18 protein-coding genes are annotated in these 18268 nt (G+C 37.0%); 14 read left to right on the top strand and 4 right to left on the bottom strand.

Going from position 1 to position 18268, the window contains the following annotated elements:
• Positions 1-53: 53 nt before the first annotated feature.
• The 3 genes from A3Q33_RS10955 (at position 54) to A3Q33_RS10945 (ending at position 3252) form a co-directional block, all read left to right on the top strand.
• Positions 54-1172 (top strand): fatty acid desaturase, encoded by a 1119-nt coding sequence (locus A3Q33_RS10955; protein ID WP_081179970.1) that lies wholly within the window; start codon positions 54-56, stop codon positions 1170-1172.
• A gap of 69 nt (positions 1173-1241) precedes the next feature.
• On the top strand, positions 1242-2684 hold the full coding sequence (gene sthA, locus A3Q33_RS10950; protein ID WP_081179969.1) for a Si-specific NAD(P)(+) transhydrogenase: 1443 nt from the start codon (positions 1242-1244) through the stop codon (positions 2682-2684).
• Positions 2685-2760: 76 nt separating this feature from the next.
• The gene (locus tag A3Q33_RS10945; protein ID WP_081179968.1) at positions 2761-3252 is read left to right on the top strand and encodes a SixA phosphatase family protein; all 492 of its coding nucleotides are present in this window, start codon (positions 2761-2763) and stop codon (positions 3250-3252) included.
• 24 nt (positions 3253-3276) lie between these two features.
• On the opposite strand, the gene A3Q33_RS10940 is transcribed toward A3Q33_RS10945, so the two are convergent.
• Positions 3277-3771 carry a hypothetical protein gene (locus A3Q33_RS10940; protein WP_155866756.1) on the bottom strand — a complete coding sequence of 165 codons (495 nt, stop codon included), beginning with the start codon at positions 3769-3771 and terminating at the stop codon, positions 3277-3279.
• Positions 3772-4023: 252 nt separating this feature from the next.
• Positions 4024-5091, bottom strand: coding sequence for a uroporphyrinogen decarboxylase (gene hemE / locus A3Q33_RS10935; RefSeq protein WP_081179966.1), 1068 nt, complete (start codon positions 5089-5091; stop codon positions 4024-4026).
• A gap of 875 nt (positions 5092-5966) precedes the next feature.
• Between hemE and A3Q33_RS10930 the strand changes: the two genes are divergently transcribed.
• The 9 genes from A3Q33_RS10930 to A3Q33_RS10890 all read left to right on the top strand — a co-directional run bounded on the left by A3Q33_RS10930 (position 5967) and on the right by A3Q33_RS10890 (position 13790).
• Positions 5967-7292 carry a tyrosine-type recombinase/integrase gene (locus tag A3Q33_RS10930; protein ID WP_081179965.1) on the top strand — a complete coding sequence of 442 codons (1326 nt, stop codon included), beginning with the start codon at positions 5967-5969 and terminating at the stop codon, positions 7290-7292.
• Positions 7293-7304: 12 nt separating this feature from the next.
• Positions 7305-7796 (top strand): hypothetical protein, encoded by a 492-nt coding sequence (locus tag A3Q33_RS10925; protein ID WP_081179964.1) that lies wholly within the window; start codon positions 7305-7307, stop codon positions 7794-7796.
• Between the two features lie 73 nt (positions 7797-7869).
• A complete protein-coding gene (locus tag A3Q33_RS10920; RefSeq protein ID WP_081179963.1) occupies positions 7870-8613 on the top strand; it encodes a hypothetical protein in 744 nt (247 codons plus the stop codon).
• Positions 8614-8732: 119 nt separating this feature from the next.
• Positions 8733-8939, top strand: a complete 207-nt coding sequence (locus A3Q33_RS10915; protein ID WP_081179962.1) for a helix-turn-helix domain-containing protein — start codon at positions 8733-8735, stop codon at positions 8937-8939.
• Positions 8932-9204 carry a hypothetical protein gene (locus A3Q33_RS10910; RefSeq protein WP_081179961.1) on the top strand — a complete coding sequence of 91 codons (273 nt, stop codon included), beginning with the start codon at positions 8932-8934 and terminating at the stop codon, positions 9202-9204. Before A3Q33_RS10915 ends, A3Q33_RS10910 begins: the two co-directional genes overlap by 8 nt.
• Positions 9194-10927 (top strand): replication endonuclease, encoded by a 1734-nt coding sequence (locus A3Q33_RS10905; RefSeq protein WP_081179960.1) that lies wholly within the window; start codon positions 9194-9196, stop codon positions 10925-10927. The genes A3Q33_RS10910 and A3Q33_RS10905 overlap by 11 nt, the downstream gene beginning before the upstream one ends.
• A gap of 350 nt (positions 10928-11277) precedes the next feature.
• On the top strand, positions 11278-12045 hold the full coding sequence (locus tag A3Q33_RS10900; protein ID WP_081179959.1) for an HAD family hydrolase: 768 nt from the start codon (positions 11278-11280) through the stop codon (positions 12043-12045).
• Between the two features lie 96 nt (positions 12046-12141).
• Positions 12142-12642 carry a DUF4365 domain-containing protein gene (locus A3Q33_RS10895; RefSeq protein WP_081179958.1) on the top strand — a complete coding sequence of 167 codons (501 nt, stop codon included), beginning with the start codon at positions 12142-12144 and terminating at the stop codon, positions 12640-12642.
• A complete protein-coding gene (locus A3Q33_RS10890) occupies positions 12639-13790 on the top strand; it encodes a hypothetical protein (RefSeq protein WP_081179957.1) in 1152 nt (383 codons plus the stop codon). Before A3Q33_RS10895 ends, A3Q33_RS10890 begins: the two co-directional genes overlap by 4 nt.
• Positions 13791-14510: 720 nt before the next feature.
• Here A3Q33_RS10890 and A3Q33_RS10885 read toward each other — a convergent pair.
• Both A3Q33_RS10885 and A3Q33_RS10880 read right to left on the bottom strand, forming a co-directional pair.
• Positions 14511-16529, bottom strand: a complete 2019-nt coding sequence (locus A3Q33_RS10885; protein WP_196797943.1) for an alpha/beta hydrolase family protein — start codon at positions 16527-16529, stop codon at positions 14511-14513.
• Between the two features lies 1 nt (position 16530).
• Positions 16531-17073, bottom strand: coding sequence for a hypothetical protein (locus A3Q33_RS10880; RefSeq protein ID WP_081179955.1), 543 nt, complete (start codon positions 17071-17073; stop codon positions 16531-16533).
• Between the two features lie 403 nt (positions 17074-17476).
• Here A3Q33_RS10880 and A3Q33_RS10875 point away from each other — a divergent pair, with 403 nt between their 5' ends.
• Both A3Q33_RS10875 and A3Q33_RS10870 read left to right on the top strand, forming a co-directional pair.
• Positions 17477-17860 (top strand): DUF4112 domain-containing protein, encoded by a 384-nt coding sequence (locus A3Q33_RS10875; protein WP_081179954.1) that lies wholly within the window; start codon positions 17477-17479, stop codon positions 17858-17860.
• 129 nt (positions 17861-17989) lie between these two features.
• Positions 17990-18148 carry a YqaE/Pmp3 family membrane protein gene (locus A3Q33_RS10870; RefSeq protein WP_081179953.1) on the top strand — a complete coding sequence of 53 codons (159 nt, stop codon included), beginning with the start codon at positions 17990-17992 and terminating at the stop codon, positions 18146-18148.
• Positions 18149-18268: the final 120 nt, after the last annotated feature.

The following is an 18268-nucleotide window of genomic DNA, read 5'->3' as shown; positions in this document are numbered from 1 at the left end:
TACATGTGTACACCGAAATAATTTTCGGTGCTTAGCCCCTAGATGGATAATTAATGAAAAAACCACCTATTATTTGGTTAAATGTATTTGTATTTAGCATTACCTTTTTATTTGCTGCAATCGCAGTGCCTTACCGTGCGTTTACTCATGGCTTTGATGGCACAGAAATTACCGCCGCGATTATCTGCTTTATCTATTGTGGCATGTCAATCACGGCGGGTTATCATCGCCTTTGGTCCCATAGAACTTATCAAGCCCATTGGTCTTTAAGACTAATTTACGCCTTAGGTGGTGCATTTGCGCTTCAGAACAGCGCCTTACATTGGTCTTCAGATCACCGTATTCATCACAAACATGTCGATAAAAATAATGTTGACCCCTATTCGGCAAAAATGGGTTTTTGGCACTCGCACATCGGCTGGATGCTAAGAGATCACCAACCTGCTAAATATAATGACTACAACAACGTTCGCGATTTGCAAAAAGACGCTATTGTTGTTTGGCAGCATAAACACTATTTATTACTGACCATATTAATGAACTTCGGCGTACCGATTTTATTCGGCTTATGGCACGGTGATATGATCAACAGCTTGTTGTTACTTGGCTTTTTACGTTTAGTGCTAAGCCATCACACTACGTTTTTTATCAACTCGTTAGCACATATCTGGGGCAAGCAAACCTACACAGATAAAAATACCGCACGCGATAATGGCGTTTTAGCCTTTTTTACTTTTGGTGAAGGCTACCATAACTACCATCATATATTCGAAAACGACTATCGTAATGGTATTCGTTGGTGGCATTTTGACCCAACAAAGTGGCTAATTAAAGGTTGTGAGCATTTAAAGCTAACCTCGAAATTACGCGTAACACCTGAAGTTAAAATCGAAAAAGCGCGTTTATCGATGATCTTGTTACGTAGTCAGCAAAAGCTAGCAGCCCACCCTGACGCCGAGCAATTATTAGAAAGATTGCAGCATGAATATGATGAACTTATCCATAAAATCAACGAGTTTTATGCTGTACGCAAAGCGTTAATTGCCACTAAGCGTGATCAATTAATGGCAGATGTCGAGAATTCAGATGTCGTGGCCCAATACCAAGAAATTAAGCGACGATTAGCTGAACAACAGCGAAGCTGGCAGAATATGGTAGAAAAACTAGCATAAAAACAGTTACGTTCGATTTAATTCCTGCTAAAATTTTTACCATTGAAGCAGGAATTAAAGGGTTAACCGTTGAGTAAACAAGCAAAAGCTGAGACTAAGAAAAGCAAAAGTTCTACTAAAAGCTATGATTTCGACGCCATCATAATAGGCACAGGCCCTGGTGGCGAAGGCGCTGCCATGAACTTAGCTAAACGAGATAAGCGTGTTGCTATTATTGAACGCTACCATCATGTTGGCGGAGGTTGTACGCATTGGGGCACTATTCCTTCAAAAGCATTGCGCCAATCAGTTAGCCGACTTATTGAATACAACTCCAATCCGCTATTTAATGCCGGTCAAAATGCTAAACAACTTACCTTTCAAGATATTTTAGGCCATGCATCTGCGGTTATTCGCAAGCAAGTTAATTTACGCAGTGGCTTCTATAATCGTAACCAAGTAGAGCATTATTACGGTGAAGCTTCGTTTGTTGACGCAAATACCATTCAAGTATTACGCACAGACGGTACAATCGATACGATTACCGCCAAACAAATAGTTATTGCCACAGGCTCTCGCCCTTATCAACCTGACGATGTCGACTTTTCTCACCCAAGGGTTTATGACTCCGACAGCATATTGTCGCTAGAACATTCTCCGCGCCAAATCATTATTTACGGTGCTGGTGTTATTGGTAGTGAATATGCCTGTATTTTTCGCGGCTTAGGGGTCAAGGTCGATTTGATCAATACCCGTGATCGCTTGTTATCCTTTTTAGATGACGAAATGTCAGACTCGTTAAGTTATCACCTGTGGAACAACGGCGTAGTTATTCGCCACGGTGAGCAAATTGAACGCGTAGAAACTAATGAAGACTGCGTTATTGTGCATTTAGAGTCAGGTAAAAAAATGCGCGCCGACTGTTTATTATTTGCCAATGGGCGTACCGGTAACACCGCTGACTTAAAACTTGAAAATGCCGGTTTAAAAGCAGATGGACGAGGACAATTAAAAGTTAGCGACGCTTACCAAACTGAAGTTGAAGGTATTTTTGCAGTGGGTGACGTTATTGGTTATCCAAGTTTAGCCAGTGCCGCGTTTGATCAAGGCCGAATTTGCGCCAGCGCAATGTTAGAAGGCGATGGTAAAGCTAAACTTACCGTTGATATTCCTACCGGTATTTATACTATTCCAGAAATTAGCTCTGTCGGTAAAACCGAGCAAGAGCTAACAGAAGCCAAAATACCTTATGAAGTGGGTCGGGCGCAGTTTAAGCATTTAGCCCGCGCACAAATATCTAATAATTTAGTTGGCTCTTTAAAAATACTCTTTCATCGTGAAAGCAAAGAAATATTAGGTATTCATTGTTTTGGTGAAAACGCAGCCGAGATCATTCATATCGGTCAAGCCATTATGCAGCAAAAAAATGGTGGCAATACCATTGAGTATTTTGTGGAAACTACCTTTAACTATCCAACAATGGCAGAAGCTTTCAGGGTAGCAGCCTTAAATGGGCTAAACAGACTGTTTTAATATAACACCGGGCAGCATTAGTTACTAAGCTGCCCTTTTATCGACATTGTGTTTATTAAAGCCAAACGGAAAGTTTATGAAATATAGTTTATTGGTCGCACTGTGCTTTTTTGTTTTACCGACACTTGCACAAGACAGTTTTAGTATTTACTTAGTTCGCCATGCAGAAAAGCAAGCGGTAAAAGACGATCCTAAACTTACACGCTGTGGAAAATTAAGAGCAAAGCAAATTGCCAGTATGCTAGAACACACAAACATAAAGCATGTATACAGCACGCCCTACCAACGAACTATGTCGACAGCCGCCCCCTTTGCTAAACAGCAAAAACTGGCAATAAAGCAATATTCGCCCGCAAACCTTAACCAGTTTGCACAACAGTTACTCAAACAAAAAGAAAACACGTTAGTGGTGGGTCACAGCAACACAACACCACAATTGTCGGCATTACTTAGTGAGTTAACTGTTGAAGATATAACAGAAAAACAATACCGAAACCTGTATCAAATTCAAGTTAGCAACAGCGGAAAAACCTTAACGTTATTCACTTTACCGCTAATTTGTCGCTAACTTGTTGCTAAAACCTACTTAGCATTACATATCCGCACTATTGCCTTTAGTACCTGGTGTTATAAGTTCTATTTCGGTAATCGTAAACGGTGTGCCCCATTGTTGAATAGTCATCACATTTTTTACTTTGCCTTTAATACGAACAACCGCGCCATTTTGAGCAAACTCTTTGGCCATATTCATCGGTAATATTTTTTTACCTGAGTCGGTAATAATACCGTAAAAGCCACCTTCCAAATTTAAGAACTGAACACGCCCGCGTTGCCAGCCACTAAATTCATCTTTTAATTTGTGCTTTAAGTCTTCCATCTCATGACCTGTTATTTTATCACCACTTTTAACTGGCGTAGCAACAAGCTCAGTCGCTGCTTGCTCAGGGCTATTTCCCTGACTATTCTCTACTTTCGGCTCATCAGCTTTTGTTGTTTTATCTGTTTCACTCTCGCTTGAACTACTGCCACAAGCACTAAGTAACAAAGTGATCACCAAGGTAGATAAAAGGTTTTTTTTGTACGTCATCATATTGTCCATTTAGAATCTATATCTGCTTTAAGCATACCTTAATCTAAAAATAATAACCTCTACTGGATAACAACTTATAAAAGCTTGCTCGTTACCCGCGCAACGCTATCGGCTAAAATAGCCCTGCTCATAAATGCAATTTGTCTTCGTAATATTTAAGCACAAAAAAAAGGAGCCTAAAGCTCCTTTGATTCAATACATTGTGCTTAAACACACCAGAGATAGTTAATACCTCATGTGCGTTAAAACTTATAAGTGATATGGCTTGCTCAAACGATGCACTGACTCAATAAAGTGTCCGGCATGGTCAGGGTTTACATCAGGGTGTATACCATGGCCTAAGTTAAATACATGGCCTGTGCCACCTTCACCAAAGCCTGTTAAGATTTTCGATACTTCTTGTTCAATACGTGGCAATGGCGCGTATAACATTGACGGGTCCATATTGCCCTGCAAAGCAACTTTATCACCAATGCGTGCTTTGGCATTTTCAATATCGATTGTCCAATCAAGACCTACAGCATCACAACCTGTAGCTGCTATATCTTCTAACCACATGCCAGCATTTTTGGTGAATAATGTTACTGGTACTTTACGACCATCGTTATGGCGAGTTAAACCATCAACAATTTTAGCCATATACTGCAAAGAAAACTCTTTATAATCGCGAGGTGACAAAACACCACCCCAAGTATCAAATACCATTACCGATTGAGCACCAGCAGCAATTTGGGCATTTAAATATAAAATTACCGAGTCGGCTAACTTATCAAGTAACAAGTGCAAAGTTTGTGGCTCTGCAAACATCATTTTTTTGATCTTAGTAAAAGCTTTTGAACTGCCACCTTCAATCATATAAGTGGCAAGGGTCCAAGGGCTACCCGAAAAGCCAATAAGCGGTACATCACCGTTTAGCGTTTTCTTAATAGTACGAACTGCATTCATAACGTATTGCAATTCGCCTTCAGGATCTGGAATACCAATTTTATCTATATCAGCTTTACACGTTATTGGGCGTTCAAATTTAGGCCCTTCACCTGTTTCAAAATATAGACCTAAGCCCATAGCATCAGGAATCGTTAAAATATCACTAAATAAAATGGCAGCATCTAATGGAAAACGACGTAATGGCTGAATAGTAACTTCACAAGCTAAATCTGCGTCACGGCAAACCGACATAAAATCGCCAGCACCTTTACGCACTTCACGATACTCAGGCAAATAACGTCCAGCTTGGCGCATCATCCAAACAGGTGTGTAATCAACAGGCTGGCGCAATAGCGCACGTAAATACGTATCGTTCTTTAATTCAGTCATGAAAAGTCTTCTCCGCTATAATATGCGCGCATTCTAACACTTCAAATTTTATTGATCTATCTCCCAAATCAAATCTACGGTCGTTCATGGCATTCATATTGAAATATTTTACAAATTAACCGTGATTTTATGCCCTTAAGTAAAAAGCTATGGCGAAAATCACCTAAAATACGACAACCAATGTTATAAAAAACAAAATAGCTCTAGCTTAATAAAACAGCACATTCATTATCTATATCTATTTAACTAAAAATAATTTAATTTTTTTTAAAATTAAATTTGTACGTTTTGCCACCAAGACCTTAAGAAATAGGACATGAGATTATAAAACCACGAAAGTGGTACACCAGATTATATATTTTTTAGCCATTTTTATAAAATTTAACCATTAATACCTTACAACTTGATAGGTAACAGTTTTTTACATTTAATTACCTATTTTAAAAAAATGTAAACCGATTGAAAATTAAACTTTGCACTTGATATGCTTTCAGAACTGAAAAACCGGCTTGATAGCAGCCGGTTTTAACACGGCTTATACGAAAAAGTTCGTGGAATATATGCTCTATTAAAGTTGTTGCACCAAGAAAAGGCGTTTGCTATAAATGTCCCGCGCTAAAGAAAAACAATAATAAAAATAAAGAAATAAATAAAAAGAAGCTAGTTTACTAGACCACACAGCGAGCATTTCAAGCCTTACTTCGGTAAGGCTTTTTTATTGCCTGAAATAATGTGATAAGATTAACGGACATTAATTTACAAGGGCTACAGCGCGATTCTTTAATTTTTAGTATTAATGCAATTTAACCGAAATTGACCGAAATACACCTTTAAAGTATCCCCAGAGTATCCCCAGCATTTATAACGGATTAAAAATGTCTAGTCGCTTTAACTTCACAATTGCTTCATTAGAGAAAATCACGCTTCCAACACAAGGCCGCGCAGAATACCGAGACACTAAAATACCTGAACTAACCTTACGGGTTACGGCCTCTGGGGTTAAATCATTCTCTGTAGCTAAAAAGATTGATGGCAAATATGTCAGGGTTACTTTGGGACGATTTCCTGCCAATACTATTGAACAAGCGAGGAAAAAGGCTAGAGAGAAAATACTACTGCTTGAAAATGGTATTAATCCAACCTCACAAAAAAGAGAGCAACAGCTACAAAACTTAACCACTGTTGATCTATACGAACAATATGAAGAAAACTTCAGAGCTAGAATAAAAGTGGGTGAGCGTAGACTTAAATCGCTAGAAGACTTTAGTCGCACATGGAAACTACACGTAAAACCTCGCATTGGTAAATATCGCGCTAAAGAAGTAACTCACGCGATCGCCTTGCGTATAACTGACGATATCAAGGCAAAGTTAACCGCTGGACTTTTTAACGCCTCTATTGCGCTATTAAGAGCTATGTTTAAATTTGCCGAAAGCCATGAACTAGTTAAAAGTAATCCTTTTTCTGGTATATCTAAGGTTCGCATCGAATCAAGAACTCGATTTTTAAACAAAATAGAAATTGCCGCTTTATTTGATTCATTAAATCAAGAGAAGCCAATTTACCAAGATGTTGTTCAAATACTAATTTACACAGGCCAACGTAAAGGCAATGTTTATAGTATGGAATGGGACGAATTAGATCTTGAGCGCGGTGTATGGACTATCCCACATACGAAAACAAAAACTAAAACGGTTTACCATGCTCAGTTAGCAACGCCAGCAATAGAAATCCTTAAAAGACGATTAATCAGTCACGAACAAGACTTTGATAATTCCCCTTATGTTTTTGCCACCAAACAACGAGGTAACAAAACAGGCCACTTATCAACTAAAAGTGATATTTCAGGTTATTGGAAAAGAATAATAGAACGAGCAGGTTTAGATAGCACCGATGCAACTAAGCGAATCACACCGCATACGATGCGAAAAACATTAGCGAGCTGGCAAGCATTAGAAGGTGTTGACCTTTTATCTATATCAAAAAGCCTAGGCCATTCTGATATTTCGACAACGGCCAAGTCTTATGCTCACTTATCTGGTGATACAATTAGAGCTGGTGTACAAAAAGCGACTGATGCATTGCAAATTGCCAGTGGCCAACTAAAAAGAAATCTAACACCTAAAGAATTGCTGCTTGAAAAAATCAGCAAACTATCTGAAGATGAATGCCTATCAGTATTGGACTATTTAGAAAATTAAAAAGGATTTCGGATGGAACCGATCAGCTCATTACTTTCAGCTTATTTATTATCATTAAGTACCGATATAAATGGCCATTACAGAGAAAGCGTAAATTTAGATATTACCCCAATAGTCATTGAATACAAAAATGAGAAAATTTCATTTCAGCACCAACTATGGCGCATTAAAGATGATTCCGTTTGCGCTACTTATCAGCAAAACACCATAAGGTTTTCTTCATGTACTATCAAAGCCAAATCACTTTTTTCAGACATTTGTAACGAATTATCAAGACTTAAAAAACCTAATAACACAAAAGCTCAATATAAACGTATGTACTGTAACGCTGCTGTGAAATACAAACCTATGGTCGCATCCATCTCTAGCACATCAACCATAAAAGTAAACGCCAACGAAAAAGCCTGTAATCAATTAATATTAAAGGCAATGGGAAGTAGCAATAAAGAACTGTTAGCAAAGCGAGATAAAGTTTGTCAGAGAATTCAAAAAAACGACCAATAAAACATGCTCCTCATTTCTAAATTCTGTTCATTTGCAACAAGAAATCAGCTAGGTAATAAAAGAAAAAACTATAATGAAAATGTCCCCTGAAGAAATAAAGCAATCGCTATCAAAAATTTTATTAGCTGAAGATAAAGCTGCAGAGTTATTAAAAACTTTTGGCTCAGTAAAAAATATGCAAGTCGTAGTAACTTCGAATCTAAAAATGTTTGTTGATGAATTAGTCGACATTACGGCATTATTTTTCAAACCTATTATTGAACGCAACGGCGGTGATTTACCTAACAAAAAGGTAATGGCAAAGTTATTAGATGAAAGTGTGGCCGCATTAGTAGAGTTTAATATTAGTAACAGTGGCTCAGTAAAAACGCCTGATTACTCAAGTTTGATTGAAAAGCTCGACAGTATTTCACCAAACCTAATCGAATATATTAGATACGCCCTTTCTGCTTTTTTAGTCGGTCACACCAACGCAGGGAAAAAGCTTTTAGAATTGGCGTTATTAGAAGTTATAAATTCCGAACGTTTTTTAGGTGAAATACAAAGCCAAGCATTTCAAAAAGAAGTAAAAAGCACTACCGCCCGTAAAGCGGCTAAACTCGGTCAGTCAAAAAGATGGCAAGCAAAAGAAAATACTCGTTTATATGCTTTGCAATTATTTCACGAAAAAGCATACAGAAACGCTAATCAAGCTGCCGAAGACATTACAGAAAAAGTGTTTAATTATGGTAAAACTCAAAACTTTCACTTCACTGGGATATACCAAGCCAGCAAAACCATTTATAAATGGCTATTAGCCGAAACTAAGAATAAATAAGCAAAAATATCTTTCTCACTGTGATAAAGATATTTCTCACTGTCACGCGCAGTTACACACCAAGCTAACAAAATCATAGTGACCTCGAAATTAATACTAATACATATTCGAGGTATCAAATGAATCAAAATTTACTAACCCCCACGCAAGCAGCAGATATTTTAGGTGTCACCATTGGTACATTAGCAGTTTGGCGCTGCACTGCACGTTACCCTCTACCATTTGTAAAAATTGGCCGCAGAGTTAAATACCGTCTTTCTGACATCAACAATTTTATCGAACAAGGCTTAAATAATTTATTAGAAACGGATAGCCGTTATGCCTAACTACACATCTAATAACCTTAATTATTTGCGTTGGTTTTATAACGGTTTAAATGCTGATGTTTGTATTGAGCTTGGTAATACATTTGGCCAAATCATTACCAACCGTAACGAAGAGCTTTCAATCAAAAAAGGTGATTTGAGAGACTTAAAAGCTAAAGGGCTTATTTCTGGTAAAACAATTACGATTTTGGCGATTGAATATAAGCGTTTCTCAATCAATGAATTTGGTATAAAAACTTTTAAGGAGTGTTTCGATGCAGAATAAACACATTGAAACTCAACTAAATAAAATCGCAGCTATTTATCAAGACGATAAATTCCTTTCAACTGAATGGCACACCTGCCCCGCTGATAGACGAGATGTAGAGTTTACCTTTAATTGTTTGAACAAATTACCTGACGTATTAAAAAAGCATGTGTTAGATAAGGCAAATAAGCTAAAAACTCGTTACGAAAAAAATACTTATATTCGTACCATGACAGAAAGCTTAGTTAGTTACTTACCTGAAAAGCTTCGATTGACATTAACCGTTAACGAAGACGAAATTCGATATATTGCGATTGCCTGTGCCGAACGCTGTAGAAGAATAGCACTTCATCATAATGTTAAGGGACGAAGTAAATCGTTAACAGAATCGAATGAAGATTCAAATTCCGTTAACGTAACGGAATCCAATATTCCGTTAACGGAAATTTCCGTAACGAACACAAGCGATATCTACCCACTGTTAACAGAATATGTTGAATCGTTTGGACTTAAAAAAATATCACTTACGAAAAAAGGCGTAACAGAATTAGGCGCTATAAAACGCATGTGTGATAAACGATGGTGGATTCCCAGCCTTAGAAAAGTGTTCAAGCAAGCCTACGAACAAGCGGCCATTAAGTTAGGCTTAGTCAGTAAACATGCTCAAATATATGCCAGTGACTTAACCGTTAACAATCGAAAACAGCAAAGAGCACGTAACGATGAATTACTTAGCTCAATATCAGTAATGAATGACGTTGGACAGCAATTTACACTAAAGGAATTATCAGATTTAAACGTATCAAACCCAGAAATAAGAAAAGCTGAATTAATGTTACGTTTACGTGGTTTTGAAGATTTATCAAAATCGCACGATCACGTAGGTATTTTTATTACCATTACCTGCCCTTCTAAGTATCATGCTGTGTTTGCAAAATCAGGCAAACCTAATCCTAAATATCAAGACTTCACGCCTTATCAAGCTAACCAATATTTATGCGATGTATGGGCAAAGGTTCGCGCCCAATGGAATCGAGAAAATATTAAACCCTACGGATTCAGAATTGCTGAACCGCAGCATGATGGCACTCCCCACTGGCATTTAATTCTTTTTGTTGAATCCAAGCAAGTAGAACGCGTAAAAGGCGTTATAAGCCATTACGCGCTGCAAGAAGATGGTGATGAAAGAGGAGCACTTGAAAATCGTTGCGACTTTAAATTAATTGACCCAAAGAAAGGTTCAGCTACCGGCTATGTTGCGAAATACGTTTCAAAGAATATAGATGGTAAATGCCTTGATAAAGGCGTTTATGGTGAAGACCCTATCACTGCAGCGCAACGTGTTGATGCTTGGGCTTCTACATGGTGCATTCGTCAGTTTCAGCAAATTGGTGGCGCTTCTGTGACGGTGTGGCGTGAATTAAGACGATTAAGAAAATCACTTGGTATAGATTTAGTATTAGAAAAAGCGCGAATAGCCGCTGATGAAAGTAAATGGGATGATTATATTACTGCCATGGGTGGCGTGTTTTGTAAACGTAAAGATCAACCAATTAAGCTAGCCTATGATACATCTTTCGATAGCGAAACTGGCGAGTGTAAACTTGGGTTTTATGACGGAAATATAATACAAAGTATTAAGGGTGTTTATTTTCAAGGTCAAATGATTGTCACTAGATTTTTCAGTTGGCGTTTAGAAAGAACGAACGTAGTTTGTTCTAACTTGGAGTTCTGTAAATAACTGTACTAACTATCTATATTAACAAGTTACGAGCCTAGACATTGATAATAATTACATTCATTTTTTCTAATAATTTAATCATGTCATAATACTGGGCGGTTTCAGAAATCAAAATGAATAACAGTATCCAACAAAGTATATTAATATTATTAGTAATAATGGTGGTGGGACTACTGGATTTTACTGATACTTCTAAGTACCCCTTAAACTTTAACAAAAATATTATATTTTAGTTTCTAAAGCTCTGAAATTGTGGGATATTAACTACAATTAATTAAGGGTTATGAGTCGAGTATTATTGAAAATCATTCATAACAGTCTGCTATATTTCAATCGGAGTTTAATCGTTCATGGATGATCAAATGAACAAAATCAAGCAATTAAGTCCCGCAGAGTTAGCTGTTTTATGGCTTGCAAATAGTACATTTATAGAAAAAAAAGACTCTCCTGTTGTTTTATCCTCTAACTCGACATTAACTCTAATGATTGTTTTAGCAAATGGTATTGCAAAGCTAGAAGATGAATCCATTGAACAAAAAGCATTAGACGTAATATCAAAGTACAGTCGAGACTTAGTGGAACACATTAAAACAAGGGGTGGTTATATAAGGTATGATCAACCCGTCAAGAAGCTAATTGAAAACCTTGAAGAAATAGGTTTTCCAATCATTGATGAAAACCACATAATTTCAATAAAAAATCCCAATCGTTCAAAAGCCTCGATTAGCTATGAACTCGCAAACAAAGAATACGATATTGCATTATCTTATTTAGAAGATAATGCGTTGTTAATTGACCCTCCGTGGTATAAATCAACAGCCACGGCAGTTCCTTTAATTGTATTATTAGGTTCTGTGCCTTTAGAAATAAATGTTAAAACAATGGCAGGTGAAGCTATAACTACAAAAATCAGCGCAAAATTCTGGGATTATGAAAGTCATACAGACGGTGAAAATAATGAAACTAAAGTTAATATAAAGATTGCTAAGTTTATTGATCAAGCAATCGGAAGTTTAAGTAAAGGCTTTGCAGATAATTGGAGCGACAGTAACCCTGAGCGTATTGATAATTTAGATAAAGAAGAAAAAAAACATAGCAAATCAATTAAGCAGGACTAGATACAGCTGGCTATTGCGCATGCCTCGCTAATTTTAGTTAACAATATTGAGCCTCTGAATGAGGCGTTTAGGTTTTTCACATATATCAGATGAGCTATGGATACTAATCAAAGAAAAGAGTTATTTAGCCGAGCCTTCGTTGGAGCTCTAGCCGCACAAGTAGGTTTCAGGTCCTCAATACCTGATGTTGATGATGATAGCGTTGACTTGATTTTAAAAGGTCGTGGTTTTAGTGCTGGTATTCGAAATCCACAATTAGAAATTCAGCTTAAATGCACTGCAAAAAATAATGGTTGTGATGACTACTTTACATATCAATTATCGATTAAAAACTATAATGATTTACGTGGTGATGACTTATTATGTCCTAGGTATTTATTTGTTTTGGCTGTACCAACAGAAACGGATGGTTGGCTATCCCACGAAAAAGATCATACAAAACTAAAACACTGCTGTTATTGGATGTCACTGTCAGAATTGCCAGATAGTTGCAATGATACAACTGTAACATTACACATACCCAAGGTTAACTTATTGACTGCAGAAAGTTTAATTGAACTCATGGAGTTGGCAAGTATTAGAGGGGTCGCAGCATGAGTTCTATAATTGATAATAAATTTATAATAGAAATAAGTCCAAATGGACTATCTGATTATCTTGAGTCTAAAGGATGGATAAGAGATGGGAACATTTTTGAGCATGCATTAATTTGGCACAGAGAAGAGCCTGAATCTTATGACTTTGAGGTAATACAGCCTTTATCTGTTGATATTAAAGCATATCAACAAAGGGTTTATGATGCATTAAAAGCTTTAGCTGAATATGAGAAAAGATCTTTACAAGATATTGCAGTTGATATTACAAATTTTTACTCCGATTTAGTTAAGGTACGTGTTGTACATGATGATGTAGAAGGGGGTTCAATTCCGATAGATGATGGTGTATTACTAGTAGAAAAAGCTAGAGATTTATTATTAGCTTCAACATTATCAACATTTAAGAAAAAAAGACATTTTTCTGGTCAACGTAGCAAAGACGTTCAAGACTATCTAAATCAATTGAGGCTTGGGCAAACAGAAGTTGGAAGCTTTATCGTTAACCTTATTGCCCCAATTCAATTTTATGATAGTAGCCAAGTTGATGAAGATAATGTATCCATTACTAGATCTGTAACTAATAATTTATCTAGAAGTCTTCAAGCGCTTTCTAACTCGATTGAACAATATGAGAAATCTTCTAATGTATATGATTTCGAAGAAGTTATTGATAAGGGGGTTAGTGCGAATTTATGTGATGCATTATGTGGTTTAAGTGGTTCAAATAAAACTAGGTCATTCAATATAATTATTACTCTAGCTGGATCTGAAAGTGATCATCAAGAGTTACCGAAGCAGTTTTCTTTCAAGCCATCAAAAGTCCAGTTCTTAGAGATTGCTTCTTCGTACTACAAGGGAAAGTATACGATTAAGGAATATGAAGCTTATGGGCTTGTGAGTAAAATGAAACACTTACCTGATGATGAGTATGGCGAAATAACTGTAAAATCACTAGTAAGAGGAGTAGATAAAAACGTTGTAATTCAGTTACCTCTTGATAATTACTGGCAAGCTGTACATGCTCACGAATGTTCACATTTAGTGAGTTGCAAAGGAGTTTTAAATGTAACTCCAAGATCAGCCCGCTTACTCGATGCCTTTAACTTTAGAGTTATCGACAATACAATATATTTAACAGAGCAAACCTAACAAATTTCTAAACCGAATATGAAGTTCACCATTTTACTGGACACCTCTTCATCACATTGAGGAGGCGATACACAACCTAAAAAGACATGGTTTCATCCTATTAATAAATCAGGGCTAAAAACTGCTTAATAGCCCTAAATTATAATTGTGCATCTAAGCTAGCATAATTTTTTAATGAATTAAGATTATCACCAAGGCATCCCCAAAGAATCCCGAACAAAAACAAAAAACTTTAAACTCAATAATTACAACATCTTAGTGAACATTTAAATATTACTTCGGTAAGGCTTTTTTATTGCCTAAAATAAATAGCGACGATAAATACCATCACACTCTAGTAATACCAATTGAAATAAATAATCGATCATTCTAAGGCGGTTTAAATCGTCAATAACTGCGTTGTTTTCAATCACACACGCCCGCTATTACTCGACAATTGCTCCTGCATTGTTCTACTTACGGGCATCCATGCCCTAATCAATCAAACGCCTTGCCTGCAGGGATGCTGGTACTTATGTTTAGTCTGGAACAATAAACATGTATTCTTGAACAATTTATCCTCGCTTAAAATTGGTCAATAACTTATTACATTTGGTATAAGTCTCGTAGCGGATAAATGCCAGAAAATAAATAAGCGAATTTTAATCGATTAAAATTCGCTTTTTCTCATCTTAAGTTAAGTACTTCTAAAACCAGAAATAACGGCTTCTCTAAAGCCCATTACTCCACATCTTGATCTTTTAAATACTTATTTAAAAAGGGAATTAATTGTGAGTAATAATAGTCGGCTTGCTCGGGGGTATCAAAGCCATGTCGGAAGCCGTCTAATACTGACCACTTATGCTTAATTTTATAGGCCTTTAGAGCAAACCTTAATCGGTACGCGTGTTCAATATCCACCACATTATCATCGGTGCCGTGAGCGATAAAAAGCGGCTTGGTGAGTTTACTGGCGTGATATATAGGTGAGTAGGTAAATAGCTTCTCTTGCTCTATTTTGGGGTCACCAACAATTTCTCTTAATTGACTTTGTATATCATCATCGTTTTCAACATCTGAACGTTGAAACAATAAAGCAAGGTCAGTTACTCCTGCGAAAGAAGCGGCACATTGATATAAGTCAGGTGAGCGAATAACGCTGTATAGTGCTGAATAGCCGCCATAACTGCCGCCAATAATGCACACTTTGTCTTTAGCAATAGCAAAATTACTTTTAACATGTGCCAGGGCTAATTCAATATCATCTTCAATTAATTGTCCCCACTGCCCCATACCAGCTTGCTTAAACTTTTTGCCATATCCTGCAGAGCCACGATAGTTTACTTGTAAAGTGGCGAACCCTGCGTTGACTAACACTTGTATTTCGGGGGAGTAATACCGCGAGTCACTTACGCCAATGGGGCCGCCATGGGGAATAACCAGTAGTGGCGGGTTAGTAATGGCTTCTGGCAAGGTAACAAAGGCTTCAATCGTACTTTTATCAGCCGTTGTTAAGGTCAGCACTTTTGATTTTTGTAAAGCGACATTTTTAAGCCAAGGCTTAAGCACCGCGAGCGACTTATAATCATTTGTCTGTTCGCGGTAAACGAAAACTTCACCACTATTATCACTGCCTGAAACACTGAATAATCTATTATCATTGTCTATCGCAGCGTCTATAGAATAAATGTTGTCGGCAGCTGATTGCTTAGCCAAAACCGTTTTGTGCGTTAACAGTCTATCATCAAAATAATGCTGATTTACTATGCCACCTTCAATATATCGAACGCCTAAAACCTTAACTGAATCATGGGCTATCATTACACCGTCTAGGTCATACTTGGGGTGTGCATAAACCGTTTCTCGTATGCTATGGCTTGATAAGTCGAATATCTGCAGTGATTTTTTGTCGCTATTATGGTTGGTCAATACATACAATGATGACGTTTGTTCATCGTATAAAACCGGCAGGAAATAATCCCCTTTATTGCCGGTCCAAACATGATTCCAGCGGTATGATTGAGGTCGACCTCCGCTGCGAATAAATAGCTCAGGCTTTCTTTCAACATAGCGAATACCTGCAGTGCGATGGCCTTTTTTATCAATTAACCAATGTGGTAATTTTGCACCACCACGATTCAAGCGTTTTGTATTACGTGTTTGACCATCTAAATTTTTATTTTTAAATTGTAATTGGTATAAATCGACATGATAGCCAATGTCATTTTCATCATTGGCTTTATATTTGGCAAAAATAGCGCGACTGTTACTGCTAACAACAGGGTCTATCCAATAGCCGTCATGATTTAAATAATTGACTTTATCGACGATAACATCATCTTGGGCAACATCTAACTTTACAATTTTAAAACGACGAAATTTGCCTTTAGAATTTTCTCTAACGGCAATAATACGGCTACCTAGCCACGTAATATTGGTAATTTCATTTTTATGCTTTATTGTCCGTATATAGTTTTCTTTCCGGACATGTTCAATTGAAAATTGCTCGGCACGTAGAATTTCAAATTCTGCGCCGCTTTTTACATTTACCAAAAAAACACTGTATTTTTCAGTAGATTGTTTAACAAAAGCAACAAACTCTCCCGAAGGGCTGAGGCTAAAATTTGAGAAGTCACTTTTCATAAAAAAGTTTTTTATTGCCGTGTTATTTGAACGTGCAGACTGTTCTTTTATGTCACTAGTCGTCTGGCTAAAGCAGCTAAATTGCACCATGAGAAGAGCAAAAAGTAAAAATTTCATTTTATTCTCCTTGCTGTACAGGCTTAGATTTATTGAGGAAAAAACCGATATATTGGTCATTTGGGTAGATACCATTTACTACCGAAAATTGCTTTAAATACTGCGGAAAATCTTGCTTGGTGATCGACAAAATAATACTGGTGCGATTTAATATTTTTGCGGAAGACTGATTATTATCCGTTTCAAACATTAACAACCCCGTGTAGTTAAGTTTGCCCGCTTCAACATTAAAACTTAAATCCAATTCATCAAATCGTGTGGTTTGCGTGAGCGACTGTCCTATTTTTCTGTGTACCTTTTCCCAATGATAGGTCCCCGCTTTTAGTTTTACGACACTAAAATGTTGCTCATAATCTAAGGGGCCAAAAGTATGTGTGTTACCAAAGCCAGCCCCTTCAAGGACAATTTTCTCGGCATAGCCTTTACTATAAATAGCAATAATCGCATAGCCTTCATTTTGGCCAAGTGCTTCAATGGGGGTATTTTCTTGGGCGAAGCTCAATGTAGAGTAAATAAAGAGTAAAATAAAAGTCAGTAGTTTCAAAATCGATCCTTGTTTTTGAGTGATTTTTATACAACAGTTTACTCGCTACTTCTCAGCTTGCAAATAAATAATGCTTGAAGACTATTGATTTCAAATATAATTACTGGCGACTAGTGCTTGCTGAGCCGCAAATTAGCAATCACAATCTAATAATATTACTCTCTTGGTAAAGATGCTTTAATGTTACCTGTTGACGTAGGTATTGATGTTGTAGGGTGAGTTATAGCGTCAAAACTGAGAAATATTTATTGGCTAATATCCCCAACTAATCCTAATCTTAGCTCTAACCTTAACTTCAACCTTAACTCCAAGCTTAGCCGAATATTAACCATGATCGCTGAATGGTAGGAAACATCAATTCGTTGGCGATAATCAATAAAGTTGTAAACGATGAAGGAAATAAATGAACGAGTTCGCACAAGCACCTAAAGCCCTTTTAAAAGCCCAGAAGTTAGCTAATATGGCCGACTCTAAAATTCGCATTCCTATAGTAGGTATTCCCTTAGGATTAGATTTTTTGGTGGGCCTTATCCCTGTTGTGGGAGACTTTATTATGGTGGGTGTATCGCTCACCATTGTTGACATGGCTAAGCAAATACAAGTGCCATTAGCCCTTAGAATGACCATGTTAAAAAATATTGCGATTGATTTTCTGTTAGGCGTTATTCCTTTTGTTGGCGATGTAGCCGACTTGTTTTATAAATCTAACCTGAAAAATGTACGTATTATGGAAGAATGGTGGTTAAGCCAGAATAATCAACAAAAAGAGGCCGTAGAAGCCGACTAGGAATAATTATTGCAATATTCACTGTTAGTGTTTGTAGGATGACAAACCATTATCCTTAAAACAATAAGTCAGATAGCTCAACATAATGAGTTATTAATTAATGAAACAACATACACATCGGAGTTTATTATGGATATTATTCGTTTAATTTTTGCAGTAATTCTGCCGCCTTTAGGCGTATTTCTACAAGTTGGTTTTGGTAAGCATTTCTGGATAAATATTATCCTAACCTTACTTGGATTTTTGCCCGGCATTATTCATGCCGTATGGATTATTGCTAAAAAATAGTTCATGTACGCTGTGTAAAAATTACAAAATATATTGAAAAATGCCGCCGACAGTAACACTTAACGTCGTTAAAACGGCGTCATTAACACCTGCGGGGTCACACCTGCGGGGTCAGGTTCG

Origin of the sequence: Colwellia sp. PAMC 21821 (assembly GCF_002077175.1) — a bacterium.
In the GTDB taxonomy this organism is placed as follows: domain Bacteria; phylum Pseudomonadota; class Gammaproteobacteria; order Enterobacterales; family Alteromonadaceae; genus Cognaticolwellia.
This window is presented reverse-complemented; position numbering and strand designations above follow the sequence as displayed.

Excerpts from the sequence above, each read along its gene's own strand:
- A3Q33_RS10920 (WP_081179963.1), top strand. The coding sequence starts at position 7,870 with ATGAAAATGTCCCCTGAAGAAATAAAGCAATCGCTATCAAAAATTTTA.
- A3Q33_RS10930 (WP_081179965.1), top strand. The coding sequence starts at position 5,967 with ATGTCTAGTCGCTTTAACTTCACAATTGCTTCATTAGAGAAAATCACG.
- A3Q33_RS10940 (WP_155866756.1), bottom strand. The coding sequence starts at position 3,771 with ATGACGTACAAAAAAAACCTTTTATCTACCTTGGTGATCACTTTGTTA.
- A3Q33_RS10915 (WP_081179962.1), top strand. The coding sequence starts at position 8,733 with ATGAATCAAAATTTACTAACCCCCACGCAAGCAGCAGATATTTTAGGT.
- A3Q33_RS10890 (WP_081179957.1), top strand. The coding sequence starts at position 12,639 with ATGAGTTCTATAATTGATAATAAATTTATAATAGAAATAAGTCCAAAT.
- A3Q33_RS10955 (WP_081179970.1), top strand. The coding sequence starts at position 54 with ATGAAAAAACCACCTATTATTTGGTTAAATGTATTTGTATTTAGCATT.
- A3Q33_RS10900 (WP_081179959.1), top strand. The coding sequence starts at position 11,278 with ATGGATGATCAAATGAACAAAATCAAGCAATTAAGTCCCGCAGAGTTA.
- A3Q33_RS10905 (WP_081179960.1), top strand. The coding sequence starts at position 9,194 with ATGCAGAATAAACACATTGAAACTCAACTAAATAAAATCGCAGCTATT.
- A3Q33_RS10895 (WP_081179958.1), top strand. The coding sequence starts at position 12,142 with ATGGATACTAATCAAAGAAAAGAGTTATTTAGCCGAGCCTTCGTTGGA.
- hemE (WP_081179966.1), bottom strand. The coding sequence starts at position 5,091 with ATGACTGAATTAAAGAACGATACGTATTTACGTGCGCTATTGCGCCAG.
- A3Q33_RS10870 (WP_081179953.1), top strand. The coding sequence starts at position 17,990 with ATGGATATTATTCGTTTAATTTTTGCAGTAATTCTGCCGCCTTTAGGC.
- A3Q33_RS10925 (WP_081179964.1), top strand. The coding sequence starts at position 7,305 with ATGGAACCGATCAGCTCATTACTTTCAGCTTATTTATTATCATTAAGT.
- A3Q33_RS10885 (WP_196797943.1), bottom strand. The coding sequence starts at position 16,529 with ATGAAATTTTTACTTTTTGCTCTTCTCATGGTGCAATTTAGCTGCTTT.
- A3Q33_RS10910 (WP_081179961.1), top strand. The coding sequence starts at position 8,932 with ATGCCTAACTACACATCTAATAACCTTAATTATTTGCGTTGGTTTTAT.
- A3Q33_RS10945 (WP_081179968.1), top strand. The coding sequence starts at position 2,761 with ATGAAATATAGTTTATTGGTCGCACTGTGCTTTTTTGTTTTACCGACA.
- A3Q33_RS10875 (WP_081179954.1), top strand. The coding sequence starts at position 17,477 with ATGAACGAGTTCGCACAAGCACCTAAAGCCCTTTTAAAAGCCCAGAAG.